Source organism: Streptococcus sp. HF-1907 (genome assembly GCF_015594605.1).
GTDB lineage: Bacteria > Bacillota > Bacilli > Lactobacillales > Streptococcaceae > Streptococcus.
Map to the genome: position 1 here is coordinate 231416 of NZ_JADNQT010000001.1, position 14092 is coordinate 245507.

Genomic DNA, 14092 nt, shown 5'->3' on the forward strand with positions numbered 1-14092 from the left:
CTATATTCTGAGCCAAAAGCTGAAAATTAAGTTTCATCTTTTTCCTTTCTAAAAGAGCCTGAACAAATCGTCAGACTCTTTCTCTATCAAATAATTAACGTACCTCAGCATTAACCGTTTCAGTCAATGATTTGGCAATTTTTTCCATGTATTTGGCAACTTCTTCATCGGTTAAGTTGTCGCTTGGGTTTTGGAAGGTCAAGCTGTAGGCCATTGATTTAAAGCCAGAGGCGATATTACTTCCTGCGTAAACGTCGAAGAGTTTGATATCAGTCAAACGTTTCACACCAGCAGCCTTGATGGCTTCAACGATGTCTTTATGGCTTGTTTCTGCTGAGACAAGAAGGGCGATGTCGCGTGAAACTGCTGGGAATTTAGTGATTTCCACAAAGACTTGGTCATCGTTCAAGTTGGCTTCAACAGCAGTCAAGTTGATTTCAGCCACATAAGTTTCTGGGATATTGTAGTTCTTAGCTGTTTGTGGGTGAACTTGACCGAGGAAGCCAAGTTCTTGACCGTCAAGAAGGATTGAGGCCGTACGACCTGGGTGCATGCTTGCCAATTCTTTGTTAGCAACAAAATCAACTGCCAAACCAAGTTTTTCAAACAAGGCTTCGACGATTCCTTTAGCATAGAAGAAGTCAACTGGTGTTGCTTTGGTTTGGAAATCTTTCTCAGCAACCAATCCAGTCACTGCAAAGGCAAATTTTTCAACTTCATTTGGAAGCTCTTCTTTTGGATTACCCGGTTGTTCAAAGACTTTACCGATTTCGTAGATGGCAAGGTTGCCGTTTTTACGAGCAACGTTGTAGGCCACGGTATCAAGCATACCAGACACGACGTTTTGACGAAGGGCAGAGCGCTCAACAGACATTGGCCACATAAGCTCAGTCACATTTGTAGGGACAGTTGTAAATTCAACCGCTTTTTCAGGCGTCGTCAAAGCGTAAGAAATGATTTCTGACAAACCAGCCCCTTCTGCGATGGTGCGAACTTGACGACGGAGTTTTTGTGTCGCTGTCAACTCACCTGCAGTAGCACCAGCTTCTGGAAGGGTTGTTGGAAGTTTTTCGTAACCATAGATACGCGCAATTTCTTCAACCAAGTCAGCTTGAATTGAAATATCCCAACGGCGACGTGGTACAGAAACTGTGAATTTATCTGCATTGCCAGTTACACCAAAACCAAGTTTAGCAAAGACTTCTTCAATGTCAGCGTAAGTCAATTCAGTTCCCAAGCGAGTGTTAACATAGCCGAGAGTTGTTGACACTTCAACGGGTTCAGTGGGAACAGAACCTGCAACCACTTGACCAGCAAGGACTTGTCCGCCAGCTAATTCAGTCAACATAGCAGCTGCGAAGTCAAGGGCTTCTGCTACTGTGTCATAGTTGATGCCTTTTTCAAAGCGTGATGAGCTTTCTGAACGAAGGTTAAGTCGTCCGCTTGTTTTACGGATTGATGTCCCGTCAAAGACCGCAGCTTCAAGGACAACGTTTTTAGAATTATCATCAATTTCAGTTGATTGACCGCCCATAACACCAGCAAGAGCAACGGGTTTGTTATCAACTGTGATGACCAAGTCACCGGCGACTAATTCACGTTCTTCACCATCAAGTGTTACTAGTTTTTCTCCTGCGACGGCCTCACGCGCCACGATAGCAGAGCCATCAAATTTATCCAAATCAAAGGCATGCATAGGTTGTCCGTAAGTCAACAGTACGTAGTTGGTCACGTCAACCACGTTATTGATTGGACGGATGCCCGCGTTCATGAGTTTGTTTTGGAGCCATTGAGGACTTGGTGCGATAGTCACATTTTCAACTACGCGCGCCATGTAAGTCAAGACCTTGTCAGACTTGATAGCTACAGAAATCTTGTCGGCTGCTTTTTCAGCTACTTCTGTCACATTTTTTTCTTCAAAATGAACGTCCTTGCCGTAGATAGCAGCCACTTCATGGGCGACACCACGCATAGAAAGAGCGTCCGCACGGTTAGGCGTGATGGACAATTCGATGATTTCGTCATCCAAGTCAAGGTATGGGAAAATGCTGTCGCCAGGCACGGCATCTTCAGGCAAAATTTGGATACCATCTGAAAATTCTTTCGGAATAATGCTGTCTGGTAAGCCAAGTTCTTGGAGGGAACAAATCATTCCGAGAGATTCCATGCCACGGATTTTCCCTTTTTTGATTTTGTAGTTGTCAGCGATACGAGCACCTGGCACCGCAACGATAACCTTGATGCCTGCCTTAACATTTGGGGCACCGCAGACGATTTGGCGAGGTTCTTCATCGCCAGTGTCCACTTGGCAGAGGTGCAAGTGTGTTTCAGGCACATCTTCGCAAGACAAAACGTGTCCTACGATCAATTTTGACAAGCCTTCTGCTGGTGTTTCCACACCTTCTACTTCGATACCTGTCGTTGACATTTTTTCAGCAAGTTCAGCCGTTGTGACATCTACATCGACCAACTCTTTTAACCATTTGTATGATACTAACATGTAATCTCTTTCTTAATATTATTTCTTTACTATACTTTCTTTAAGTAGTGCGGACAGAAGCGACCTCCTACGGACGGAAGGTAAAAGCTACGCTTTTTCTATCTGCCACCTTTGACAGTCACTCCCCTGACTGTCAAAGCATTCCTAATTTGAGCCAAAGTCTCCAAATTTCCGTTTTTAGTGGTAACAATGTTATCACTAAAAATTTCACCACGACGAAAAATATTTTGTGGGGTTCGCTTCGCTCACGATCGCTGCGCTACTTTTATTTGAAGTTTATTTTAAGCGTTTTTTGAGCAACCAATCGGTGTCTACTTTGTCTCCAACTGGGAATTGGTGTTCGGCGAATTTTTCAAAGCCGAATTTTTGATAGAGGGCTTGCGCTTTGTGATTATGTTCCCAGACGCCTAGCCATACCCAGTCTAGTCCAGACTGTTCAGCCAAGTCCATTGCGAATGCAAAGGTGGCTTTACCAAGTCCCTGACCTTGAAAGGCTTGTAGTAAATAAATTCGTTGCACTTCAAAAGCATTTTCTAGTTCATGCTCGGTTTGTTGACTGCCCCAATTGACCTTGAGGTAACCAGCTAAGTCATCTCCAAAATAAACAAGATAAGTTGCTGATTCAGGATGACTGACTTCCGCTTCTAATACTGGCAGAGCGTAAGCCTCATCGAAGAAGGTTTGCAGTTGCTCTTGCGTATTGGCATGATCAAAAGTTTCTCGGAAGGTCTGCTCTGCTATTGCCTGCAAATCCTCAACATCTTCAAGACCAACTCTTTTAAAAATAATTTCAGCCATAACTTAGAACTGCTCTGTGAATCGGACATCACCTTGATAGAAGCCGCGGATGTCGTTGATTCCATAGCGGAGCATGGCGATACGTTCTTGACCTAGACCGAAGGCAAAGCCAGAGTACTTTTCTGAATCAACGCCAGACATTTCCAAAACGCTTGGGTGAACCATACCGGCACCGAGGATTTCAATCCAACCTGTTTTCTTGCAGACGTTACAGCCTTTACCGCCACATTTGAAACATGAGACGTCAACCTCAACGGATGGTTCAGTGAATGGGAAGTATGACGGACGAAGACGGATTTTGCGGTCAGCACCAAACATTTTTTGTGAAATCAATTCAAGAGTTCCTTTAAGATCACCCATTGAGATGTTTTCACCGACAACCAAGCCTTCGATTTGGTGGAATTGGTGTGAGTGAGTGGCATCGTCAGTATCACGACGGAAAACGCGTCCTGGCGAGATCATTTTCAAAGGACCTTTAGAAAAATCGTGTTTGTCCATTGTACGCGCTTGAACTGGTGATGTGTGTGTGCGAAGCAAAATTTCTTCTGTGATGTAGAAAGTATCTTGCATATCACGTGCAGGGTGATCTTTTGGCAAATTCATGCGTTCAAAGTTGTAGTAGTCTTGCTCAACTTCGTAACCATCAACGACTTGGAAGCCCATGCCTAAGAAAATATCTTCAATTTCTTCGCTGGTTTGTGTCAACACATGACGGTGACCAAGGTTCATTTGGCGACCTGGCAAAGTCACATCAAGACTTTCTGATTCCAACTGTGCCTGAATTTTGGCTGCTTCAACAATTTTAGCTTGCTCTTCAAAGGCTGATGTCAAGACATCGCGCACTTCATTGACTTGTTTCCCAACGACAGGACGAAGGTCATTTGACAAATCTTTGAGCCCTTTAAGCAATTCTGTCAAAGAGCCTTTTTTACCCAATACGGCAACACGCAAATCTTGCAATTCTTTGGCGTGATTACCATTCATTTCTTTCAATTTTGCTTGAGTCGAAACTTTCAACTCTTCCAATTGTGATTGTAAATCCATTTTTCCTCCAAACATTTGACCATCTGACTAACAAAAAAACGTGCCAATACTCCTTCATCGGAGCGTTGACACGCGGTACCATCCGTTTTTATCTGATAATCAGACCTTAATTTACAGTCTTTTTGCGAGTGAATTCGACCAATTTTCACTGATTGAGCTTTCAGTCACGGCTCAACTCCCTGGACAGCTTCCCTTGATGTACTAGTCTCACAGACCGATATTCAATTGATATTATTTTACCAAAACTTTAACCATTCTGCAAACCCAAATCAAATTGATAGCGCTGACTACCCATGTTTTCTGCTGTCGCTACAATGCTCACTCCTCTTAAACAAAGTCTGCGAAGCCTTATGCTACCGATAAATTTCTCTTACTTTTATGAAAATAGCTGATCTCCTCAACTTATTTGATGATAGCAACCATTACCAAAAGGCAGAAGACAACTATTTTCGTCCTCAGTCTTTTGATTTTTCCGTCTAATTTTTCGAAACCTCGCCATTAGCATAGTTAAAGGTCAAACCAGGTTGAACGTTTGGCACAAAGACATTAAATTCCAAACTCCCATCCGAAGATTTAGCCTCCAAATGCGTTCCAGATGCCAAAATATTATTGCCATCGTAGATAAGCGTCACTCGATAACGAACGCGTTTATTATTATCAAGTGCCTTTCGAACCTGTGTTTCATAATAATTCTGACCTGTCGATGTTGATGAATTGGCCTCATTAGCCCAAGCTGCTTGGGTAGCAATATTTTTAGGATTGTTAGTTGACGCATCAAATCCTCTGAGGTTTCCAACCAGAGCATAGCCAATCAAATGACCACGGTCCACCGCATGGCTATATGAACCACTGAGATTTTGCAACTGATGCCAACCAGCAGGCTTCCAATAAGTTGACCCATTACCAGTTTCTTCACGGCTCCGGTATTGACGCGTTGATTTTGCCAGTAAAGCATTGGCAACTGTCGGAACCGTTTCGCCTTGAACTGTCTTCGTTTGGTTATTGGCATAGGGAGCACTTGAAACTTTAGCATTCAGGTCGTTCTTATTTCCATTGACGATATAAGCACCAGCTTTGTTCCAAGTTACCGCTTTGCCTAGTTGTTGCTTCACGGATACTGTCATAACCGAACTTGCTAGACTCTCTGTCGGTGCATCATCACTAGCCGATGATTGATTTGAGGTTACCTTGACCTGACTACTTGAAGTCTTACTCTGATTAACAACTAAATGAGCGACTTGCTTAATGGGACTAGAATCTGGGATTGCATTCGATTGTGATAAAAAGACTGCCCCCGCAGAAAGCCCCGCGATAATGAGCGACGTGATAGACGCCACTTGTTTTTTCTTAGCCATAATTTCCCTTCAAATAAGACTACTACTGCCCTGTAAATTTAGCAATGATGGCTGACCATTTACTTGGTGAGAGGATAGCGAAAGCATTTTTTCCATCACCAAAAGCAGCATAGCCTAGTATCAAACCGATAGCTAAAAAGATTAAGCAAAGAATAACAACAATTAAAATCAAGACAAGTTGTTTGAGTACGTATTGTCCACCGCTGTTCATGATTAAGCCTCGCTTACACGTTTAATATTGGCACCAAGTTTTGCTAATTTTTCATGGAATTGGTAATAACCACGATCCAAATGTGTCAATTTACCAACAGTCGTTGTTCCTTCTGCTACCATACCAGCTAAAATCAAGGCTGCACTAGCACGTAAATCTGTTGACATCACTGGAGCACCTTGAAGTTTTTGACCGCCGTGAACCATGGCAGTATCACGAAGAATCTCAGTGTGCAATCCCATACGACGCATTTCTTCCAAATGTTGGAAACGATTTTCGAAAACTGTCTCAACCATTGTAGATTCCCCCTTGACCACAGCCATCAAGGCAGTGAATTGCGCCTGCATATCTGTTGGAAATCCTGGGTACGGTAAGGTTTTAACCGTAACTGGTTTTAGTGACGCTGTATTAGCTTTGATGCGAATACCGCCATCTTCTTCGATCACTTCAACACCCATTTCAATCAATTTAGCCAGTAGCGGACGATTGTGTTCCCAAATAGCATCTTTAATCAAAACATCGCCATTTGTCATGGCAGCTGCGACCATAAAAGTACCTGCTTCAATACGGTCTTGAACCACATCATGCTCAGCACCGTGGAGACTCTCAACACCAGTAATCGTCAATGTTTCAGTACCAGCACCCTTGATGTCTGCTCCCATTTTGTTCAATAGCAGAGCTAAGTCTACGATTTCAGGTTCACGAGCAGCATTTTCAATGACAGTAACACCATCAGCCAAGGTTGCCGCCATCATCAAGTTTTGAGTCGCACCAACTGAAGGGAAATCCATATAAATTTTAGTCCCCTTAAGGCGGTCTGCTACTGCTGTAATATCACCACCAGTTTGAGTGATGGTCGCACCCATCGCTTCCAAACCTTTCAAGTGAAGGTCAATCGGACGACTACCAATCGTACAACCACCTGGCATAGAAACTTGAGCATGCCCGTTACGAGCTAAGATTGGTCCCAAGACAACGATTGAGGCACGCATTTGACTGACGTACTCATATGGCGCTACATCAAGAATATTCCCTGAAGCATCCACAAGAACTTCATTTTTGGCTTCGTCAAAATCCACGTCAATATCAAGTCCACGAACAACGTTGTTCATGGTGTAAACATCTGACAAAATTGGAACATTGCGCAAGCGCGTTTGACCTTCCTTAGGTAAAATTGTTGCAGCTAGCAATGGCAAGACTGCATTTTTTGCTCCTTCAATGACAACTTCACCTTGAAGACGGGTATTGCCACCTTCAACAATGATTTTATCCATAATAAAATTTTCTCCATTCTTTTAACAATAGCAAATTGATTATACCATAGTTTCCCTCAGTTTTCTCTTATCGGAACACGAAAAACAGACTTTGACTGACTTGAATCACTTCAATCAAAAAATGGCTGATAAGATAACCAATCGCAATACTCAATAATAAAATAAAAACATTGAGACGTGTTATATTCTCAGGAGACACCTTAATCAGCTTAGACCAATCAAACAATTGTCGAAGGAGTTGATTAACCAGTGTAATAAACAATAAGTGACTAACTAAAGTCACGATAGACATTATCATTTCCATGCTTCTATTATAACAAAATTTGCCAAATACCAAAATGAGGATAAGAGAAGAAACTTAACAGCATCCAAAGAGCAAGTAAGCATCATATAGAGACTTGCTCGACTCCTGGAAGGCAGGACAACAAAAAACTAAGCAACGACTGTTACTTAGTTTTCTCTTACTTGCTACCAACGCTAAGACGGTTGAGGGCGCGTCGAAGGGCAACTTGTGCTCTACGAACTTCATCAATATCATGCGTTGTTTGACCATGCTCAAGTTCACGTTCGGCGCGTAACCTAGCACGTTCAGCACGGCTGACATCAATATCACGTTCACGCTCAGCCGAATCGGCAACGATAGTGACAAGATTGTCTTTCATTTCAAGAATGCCACCGTTAATAGCAACCCAGTCCACGTGACTATCATCATCAATACGACGAATTTTCATCTCGTGAACAGTCAAAGGTGCGATGATACTGATGTGATCTGGTAAAATCCCCATCTCACCATCTGGCGTCTTAACTGAAATAAAATTTGCATGGTGATCATAACGAACACCGTCTGGTGTAACTACCTGAACGGTCATATATACCATAGTATCACCTCATTAGTAGTTCATTGATTTTGCTTTTTCAATAACATCTTCGATACCACCAACCATACGGAAGGCATCTTCTGGAAGATCATCATGTTTACCTTCCAAGATTTCCTTGAAGCCACGAACTGTTTCTTCAACTGGAACGTATGAACCTGGTTGACCTGTAAATGTTTCGGCAACGTTAAAGTTTTGTGACAAGAAGAATTGGATACGACGAGCACGACCTACCAAGGTCTTTTCTTCATCTGACAATTCATCCATACCAAGGATGGCAATGATGTCTTGCAATTCACGATAACGTTGAAGGACACGTTGAACTTCTGTGGCAACAGCATAGTGTTCTTCCCCAACAATTTCAGGAGCGAGGGCACGTGATGATGATGCCAATGGGTCAACGGCTGGGTAAATACCCATTTGCGTCAATTTACGTTCCAAATTAGTTGTCGAATCCAAGTGAGCGAAAGCTGTCGCTGGCGCTGGGTCAGTATAGTCATCAGCTGGCACATAGATGGCTTGGATAGAGGTAACAGAACCTTTTTTGGTTGATGTAATACGTTCTTGCAATTGCCCCATTTCAGTAGCCAAGGTTGGTTGGTAACCAACGGCTGATGGCATACGACCAAGAAGGGCTGACACTTCAGAACCTGCTTGGGTGAAACGGAAGATGTTATCGATGAAGAGCAGCACGTCTTGACCTTCCACATCACGGAAGTATTCGGCAATGGTCAAGCCGGTAAGAGCAACACGCATACGTGCTCCAGGTGGCTCATTCATTTGACCGAAGACCATGGCTGTCTTTTCGATAACGCCAGATTCTTTCATTTCCCAGTAAAGGTCATTCCCTTCACGGGTACGTTCCCCAACACCGGTAAATACTGAGATACCACCGTGTTCTTGGGCAATGTTGTGAATCAATTCTTGGATAAGAACGGTTTTACCAACACCGGCACCGCCGAAAAGTCCAACTTTACCACCTTTGAGGTAAGGGGCAAGAAGGTCAATAACTTTGATACCAGTTTCAAGGATTTCTGATGATGTTGATAATTCATCAAAAGCTGGTGCTTTTTTGTGGATTGGTTGACGTTCTACGTCATCGCCAAATGGTTCTTCAAGGTCGATAGCGTCACCAAGGACATTGAAAACACGACCAAGAGTTTCTTTACCTACTGGTACGCTGATAGCACGACCAGTGTCAAGAACTTCCATTCCACGAGTAAGCCCATCAGTTGATTCCATAGCGATGGTACGCACAAGACCGTCACCAAGTTCTAGAGCAACTTCGAGAACGATTTTTTGTGCTTTATCGCCATTTTTATAAACAATCAATGCATTATTAATCTCAGGAAGTTTGTCGCCAGTAGCGAATGCCACGTCAACGACAGGACCTACAACCTGAGCAATTTTGCCTGAGCTCATGTATTTCTCCTTTTAAGATTTTTAGTTACAGAAAAAGTTTATTCAAGTGCGTTTGCACCAGCAACGATTTCTGTGATTTCTTGTGTGATTGCAGCTTGACGGGCGCGGTTATATTGGATGGTCAAGTCATTGATAACGTTTTTGGCGTTATCAGTGGCAGTTTGCATGGCTGTCATTCCGGCTGCATGCTCTGCTGTTTTGGCATCAATAATCGCTCCATAAATCAAGCTTTCAGTGTATTGTGGCAAGAGCTGTTCCAAAATCACTTCACGATTTGGTTCCAACTCAAAACCAGTAATCACTTTATCCTCGGATGCTTCTTCCGCATCCAATTCAGTAATTGGAAGCATCTGTTGCATACGAACTTGACTTGTCAAGCTGTTCACATGGTGATTATAACAAACGTAGAGTTCATCAAAGAGTTCATTTTTATACATTTCAATAGATTGTGAAATGATTTGACCAACTTGATCGAAACTTGGTTGATCTTCTAAGCCACGTAATTCAAAGGCAACATTGATACCACGTGCTTTAAAGAAATCTGAACCTGTCCCACCGATTGAAATAATCGCATAATCATCTTTACCTGTATGATACTCATGAATAGTATCCATCATGGCTTTCAAGATTTTCGAATTGTAACCACCAACGAGACCTTTATCAGATGTAATCACGATATACCCTGTTTTCTTAACAGAACGAGATACCAACATCGGATTGTCAGAACCTGAAACCAGTTCAGACTTCAATAGGTCAGTTGTAATTTGGCGAATCTTTGATGCGTAAATTTGAAAGTCTTTTGCAGATTGCTCTGATTTAACAAGTTTTGCAGAGGATACCATTTGCATGGCACTTGTGATTTTACTTGTCTTCTCAGTTGAGATGATTTTTTCTTTAATTTCGCTAAGAGAGCCTGCCATATGTGAACCCTCCTATTTATTTAAACTGTGATTGATCTTTGAAAGCTTGGATAGCAGCATTCAATTCTGCTTCTTCTGGTAAATCTTTAGTTGTACGGATTGTTTCAAAGATGTTTTCATAATGTGCATCGAAGTAATCATAAAGAGCTTCTTCAAATGCCAAAATATCATTAACTGGCACATCATCCAAGAATCCATGTGTCAAAGCATACAAAATCACAACTTGTTTTTCAACTGAGAGTGGTTTGTGCAATGGTTGTTTCAATACTTCCACTGTACGACGACCACGGTTCAATTTAGCTTGTGTTGCAGCATCCAAATCTGAACCAAATTGCGTAAAGGCTTCAAGTTCACGATATGATGCAAGGTCCAAACGAAGTGTACCTGCAACGCGTTTCATAGCTTTGATTTGGGCAGCACCACCAACACGAGATACTGATGAACCAGCATCAATGGCTGGACGAATACCTGAGTTGAATAGGTTTTCTTGCAAGAAGATTTGTCCATCAGTAATTGAGATAACGTTTGTGGCGATGTAGGCTGAAATATCACCCGCTTGAGTTTCGATAAATGGAAGGGCAGTGATTGAGCCACCACCTAGCTCATCAGAAACTTTGGCAGAACGTTCCAATAGACGACTATGCAAGTAGAAAACATCCCCTGGGTAAGCTTCACGACCTGGTGGACGACGAAGAAGAAGGGAAAGTTCACGGTAAGCTACGGCTTGTTTTGAAAGATCATCATAGACAATCAAAACATGTTTACCATTGTACATAAATTCTTCAGCCATTGCTACACCAGCATAAGGAGCGATGTAAAGCAACGGAGATGGTTGTGAAGCAGAGGCTGTCACAACGATTGTGTAATCAAGAGCACCGTATTTACGAAGTGTTTCAACTTGTGTACGAACTGTTGATTCTTTTTGACCAATCGCTACATAAATACAAATCATGTCTTGACCTTTTTGGTTCAAGATAGCATCGATAGCGACTGATGTTTTACCTGTTTGACGGTCACCGATAACCAATTCACGTTGACCACGTCCGATTGGAACCAAAGCATCAATAGCTTTAAGACCAGTTTGGAGCGGTTCAGAAACTGATTTACGTTGCATAACGCCAGGAGCAGGTGTTTCAACTGGACGAGCTGCTGTTGTTTTAATATCACCAAGTCCATCGACTGGTTGTCCGAGTGGATTAACAACACGTCCGATAAGTGCTTCCCCTACTGGCACTTCCATGATTTTACCAGTACGTTTTACTTCATCACCTTCACGAATTTCTGAAAAATCCCCAAGGATAATGATACCTACATCATTTGACTCCAAGTTTTGAGCCATACCGAAGGCACCATTTGAAAATTCAAGAAGTTCACCACTCATGGCATTATCCAAACCACGAGCACGTGCGATACCATCACCGATATAAGTGACAACACCAGTTTCTGTGACGTCAAAATTTGGCTGGAAGTTTTCAATTTGCTTTTTAATTAAAGCGCTAATTTCTTGTGCATTAATTGCCAAAAGTCACACCACTTTCTATTTTAATTTCATTTTGAATTGACGCAATTGGCTACGAACACTAGCGTCAATTACTTTATTGTTTGCGTTGATGATAAATCCACCGATAATAGATTCGTCAACGACTTCAACTAAACGTCCATTTTCGATGGCAAGTTTGTCTTTTGCGACTTCGAAAATACGCTCTTTTTGTTTTTTTGTTAAAGCGACAGCAGTTGTCACCTTAACATCAAATGTGTCCGTTTCGTGGATAAATTTATCTTGAACTGATGTCAAGATTGCCAACAAAAGAGACTCACGTTCATTTTGCAAAATTACCTCAAGAAAATTGTTCATATAGACTGAACTAGACTCTTGAAATAACCTAACAAATTTTACTTTTTCTGCATGTGGAACAGCTAAGCTTGATAAGACATCATCAAGACCACTTGTTTCAAAAACACTCACTAAAGCTGCAACATCTTCTTGAACAGACTCAACTTGGTTGTTCTCGATAGCAACTTCAACAAGACTCTTAGAATATTGCTCAACTAGAGCTTGTGTTTTCTTGTCCATTAGGCATCTCCTAGCTTATCAAGGTAGCTATCAATGAGATGGCTTTGGGCTTCTTTGTCAAGATTTTTTGTCATGATTTTTTCAGCTAACAATACTGTTAAATCAGAAACTTCAGATTTGACACCAGCAAGTGCTTCTGCTTTACTTTGTGCAATATCTTGGTTAGCCTTTTCTTTCAAGCGATCTGCTTCTGCTTTAGCTTCAGCAATAATTTGATCACCTTTTGCTTGACCAGTTTCTTTTGCACTTTCAATGATTTCACCTGCATCATCTTTAGCTTGAGACAACTCTTTTTCACGTTTTGCTGCGTATTCCTCAGCTTCTTTACGAGCAGATGCTGCAGAATCGATATCGTTGGCAATTTTTTCGGCACGAGCTTCAAAAATTCCAGTAATTTGATTCCAAGCAAACACTCGAATAAGAACGAGTAAGAGGATTACTGAGCCGGTAACAATGATAATGTCACCTAAGGTTGTACTATTAAAAAGTATTGACATAATTCTCCCCTCTCTTTCTATTCTTCACCATTAACTTTGTTAGAAATGTAGCTTGAGCTCAAAATGATAAAGACATACGCTTGGATAAAGCCAATGAAGACTGAGAAGGCTGTCCATGCAATGTTAATAATAAATGCAATTGGACCTGTAAAGGCATTGACTTTTGCAAGTTCAAGAATCAATGACATTACAACTTCACCAGAGTAAATATTACCAAACAAACGCAAAGCAAGTGAGGCAACATTTGTCAATTCTTCCAAGATATTCATTGGGAGCATACCAGGCATTGGTTCAAGGAAACCTTTAAGGTAACCTAGGAAACCACGTTTTCGAATTCCTTCAACGTGACAGACAACTGCGATGAGCAATGACAAAGTCAAAGTCACACCGAAATTAGCTGTTGGAGAAGTCCAAAAATTGTAGTCTTTTGTTTCGAGTTTTGTAAGTAGACCAATCATGTTTGATGTTAAGACAAAACCGAAGATAACAAACATTAATAAGCTATAGTTATTAGTGTAGCCACCGAGATTTTGCTTAATGGTACTATTTACAAGTTCAAAAACATACTCAAGGACATTCTGTTTTCCTTTTGGTTTCAAAGTCATCTTACGACTAGCCCAGAAAACTAATACGAAAACAATAGTGACTGCAAGAAGAGACATCGCAAGGATTGTTAAGTCAAAGTCAAGACCTAAAAAAGATACGGTTGGATTACTAGTTGATTCCAAACCTCATCCCTCCTTTTTGCTCTAAATTGAGTTTATTTCACAATGAATGTGAAGGCGAAGAGAACGAAGAAAGTACCTTCGATAAAGGCAACACCAGTGAACATCAATGTTTGCAATTTGCTGAACATTTCTGGTTGACGAGCAGCTGATTTGGCGATGTTGGCAACCAAGATACCTTCACCGATAGAAACACCCATAACGGCAATACCGAGTGCTAAAATAGCTAAATTCATGATAGAATTCTCCTTTTAAAATTATTTTACTTCGTTATTTTAGACCTATTTTGGGTAGATGTCAACGAAATCATAAAAATGTTTGCGCTTTCTTAAACCAATCTTAACCTTTGTTTAGTTTTACTAGCGCCTTGATTTGTTTTGTTTTCATTCCCTTGCAA

15 protein-coding genes are annotated in these 14092 nt (G+C 41.5%); all 15 read right to left on the minus strand.

The annotated features are described in order from the left end of the window. Positions 1-94 precede the first annotated feature (94 nt). Positions 95-2500 carry a phenylalanine--tRNA ligase subunit beta gene (gene pheT, locus IYQ92_RS01075; protein ID WP_195674914.1) on the minus strand — a complete coding sequence of 802 codons (2406 nt, stop codon included), beginning with the start codon at positions 2498-2500 and terminating at the stop codon, positions 95-97. Positions 2501-2776: 276 nt separating this feature from the next. Next, positions 2777-3298, minus strand: coding sequence for a GNAT family N-acetyltransferase (locus IYQ92_RS01080; RefSeq protein WP_195674915.1), 522 nt, complete (start codon positions 3296-3298; stop codon positions 2777-2779). Between the two features lie 3 nt (positions 3299-3301). Continuing rightward, on the minus strand, positions 3302-4342 hold the full coding sequence (gene pheS, locus IYQ92_RS01085; RefSeq protein ID WP_195674916.1) for a phenylalanine--tRNA ligase subunit alpha: 1041 nt from the start codon (positions 4340-4342) through the stop codon (positions 3302-3304). Positions 4343-4818: 476 nt separating this feature from the next. Beyond that, complete coding sequence (locus IYQ92_RS01090) at positions 4819-5697, minus strand: DNA/RNA non-specific endonuclease (protein WP_195674917.1); 879 nt, start codon at positions 5695-5697, stop codon at positions 4819-4821. 22 nt (positions 5698-5719) lie between these two features. Next, positions 5720-5908, minus strand: coding sequence for a DNA-directed RNA polymerase subunit beta (locus tag IYQ92_RS01095; RefSeq protein ID WP_229311256.1), 189 nt, complete (start codon positions 5906-5908; stop codon positions 5720-5722). A 2-nt stretch (positions 5909-5910) separates the two neighbouring features. Next, positions 5911-7182, minus strand: a complete 1272-nt coding sequence (gene murA, locus IYQ92_RS01100) for a UDP-N-acetylglucosamine 1-carboxyvinyltransferase (RefSeq protein ID WP_195674918.1) — start codon at positions 7180-7182, stop codon at positions 5911-5913. A 67-nt stretch (positions 7183-7249) separates the two neighbouring features. Continuing rightward, on the minus strand, positions 7250-7480 hold the full coding sequence (locus IYQ92_RS01105) for a DUF1146 family protein (protein WP_195675062.1): 231 nt from the start codon (positions 7478-7480) through the stop codon (positions 7250-7252). Positions 7481-7643: 163 nt separating this feature from the next. Continuing rightward, positions 7644-8060: a F0F1 ATP synthase subunit epsilon gene (locus tag IYQ92_RS01110; protein WP_195674919.1), complete on the minus strand. Its 417-nt coding sequence runs from the start codon at positions 8058-8060 to the stop codon at positions 7644-7646. Between the two features lie 12 nt (positions 8061-8072). Continuing rightward, positions 8073-9479: a F0F1 ATP synthase subunit beta gene (atpD, locus tag IYQ92_RS01115; protein ID WP_195674920.1), complete on the minus strand. Its 1407-nt coding sequence runs from the start codon at positions 9477-9479 to the stop codon at positions 8073-8075. A gap of 38 nt (positions 9480-9517) precedes the next feature. Continuing rightward, positions 9518-10399, minus strand: coding sequence for a F0F1 ATP synthase subunit gamma (locus IYQ92_RS01120; protein ID WP_195674921.1), 882 nt, complete (start codon positions 10397-10399; stop codon positions 9518-9520). A gap of 16 nt (positions 10400-10415) precedes the next feature. Continuing rightward, entirely contained in the window at positions 10416-11921 is a 1506-nt protein-coding gene (gene atpA, locus IYQ92_RS01125) for a F0F1 ATP synthase subunit alpha (protein WP_195674922.1), read from the minus strand. A gap of 15 nt (positions 11922-11936) precedes the next feature. Next, positions 11937-12473: a F0F1 ATP synthase subunit delta gene (locus tag IYQ92_RS01130; RefSeq protein WP_195674923.1), complete on the minus strand. Its 537-nt coding sequence runs from the start codon at positions 12471-12473 to the stop codon at positions 11937-11939. After that, a complete protein-coding gene (gene atpF / locus IYQ92_RS01135; protein WP_195674924.1) occupies positions 12473-12970 on the minus strand; it encodes a F0F1 ATP synthase subunit B in 498 nt (165 codons plus the stop codon). Before atpF ends, IYQ92_RS01130 begins: the two co-directional genes overlap by 1 nt. A 17-nt stretch (positions 12971-12987) precedes the next feature. Next, on the minus strand, positions 12988-13698 hold the full coding sequence (atpB, locus tag IYQ92_RS01140; protein ID WP_195674925.1) for a F0F1 ATP synthase subunit A: 711 nt from the start codon (positions 13696-13698) through the stop codon (positions 12988-12990). 32 nt (positions 13699-13730) lie between these two features. Next, positions 13731-13931 (minus strand): F0F1 ATP synthase subunit C, encoded by a 201-nt coding sequence (locus IYQ92_RS01145; RefSeq protein ID WP_195674926.1) that lies wholly within the window; start codon positions 13929-13931, stop codon positions 13731-13733. Positions 13932-14092 lie beyond the last annotated feature (161 nt).

Coding starts and splice junctions, on each gene's coding strand:
- pheT (WP_195674914.1), bottom strand. CDS start 2,500: ATGTTAGTATCATACAAATGGTTAAAAGAGTTGGTCGATGTAGATGTC.
- IYQ92_RS01105 (WP_195675062.1), bottom strand. CDS start 7,480: ATGATAATGTCTATCGTGACTTTAGTTAGTCACTTATTGTTTATTACA.
- IYQ92_RS01110 (WP_195674919.1), bottom strand. CDS start 8,060: ATGGTATATATGACCGTTCAGGTAGTTACACCAGACGGTGTTCGTTAT.
- atpD (WP_195674920.1), bottom strand. CDS start 9,479: ATGAGCTCAGGCAAAATTGCTCAGGTTGTAGGTCCTGTCGTTGACGTG.
- IYQ92_RS01080 (WP_195674915.1), bottom strand. CDS start 3,298: ATGGCTGAAATTATTTTTAAAAGAGTTGGTCTTGAAGATGTTGAGGAT.
- IYQ92_RS01095 (WP_229311256.1), bottom strand. CDS start 5,908: ATGAACAGCGGTGGACAATACGTACTCAAACAACTTGTCTTGATTTTA.
- murA (WP_195674918.1), bottom strand. CDS start 7,182: ATGGATAAAATCATTGTTGAAGGTGGCAATACCCGTCTTCAAGGTGAA.
- pheS (WP_195674916.1), bottom strand. CDS start 4,342: ATGGATTTACAATCACAATTGGAAGAGTTGAAAGTTTCGACTCAAGCA.
- IYQ92_RS01145 (WP_195674926.1), bottom strand. CDS start 13,931: ATGAATTTAGCTATTTTAGCACTCGGTATTGCCGTTATGGGTGTTTCT.
- IYQ92_RS01120 (WP_195674921.1), bottom strand. CDS start 10,399: ATGGCAGGCTCTCTTAGCGAAATTAAAGAAAAAATCATCTCAACTGAG.
- atpF (WP_195674924.1), bottom strand. CDS start 12,970: ATGTCAATACTTTTTAATAGTACAACCTTAGGTGACATTATCATTGTT.
- IYQ92_RS01090 (WP_195674917.1), bottom strand. CDS start 5,697: ATGGCTAAGAAAAAACAAGTGGCGTCTATCACGTCGCTCATTATCGCG.
- IYQ92_RS01130 (WP_195674923.1), bottom strand. CDS start 12,473: ATGGACAAGAAAACACAAGCTCTAGTTGAGCAATATTCTAAGAGTCTT.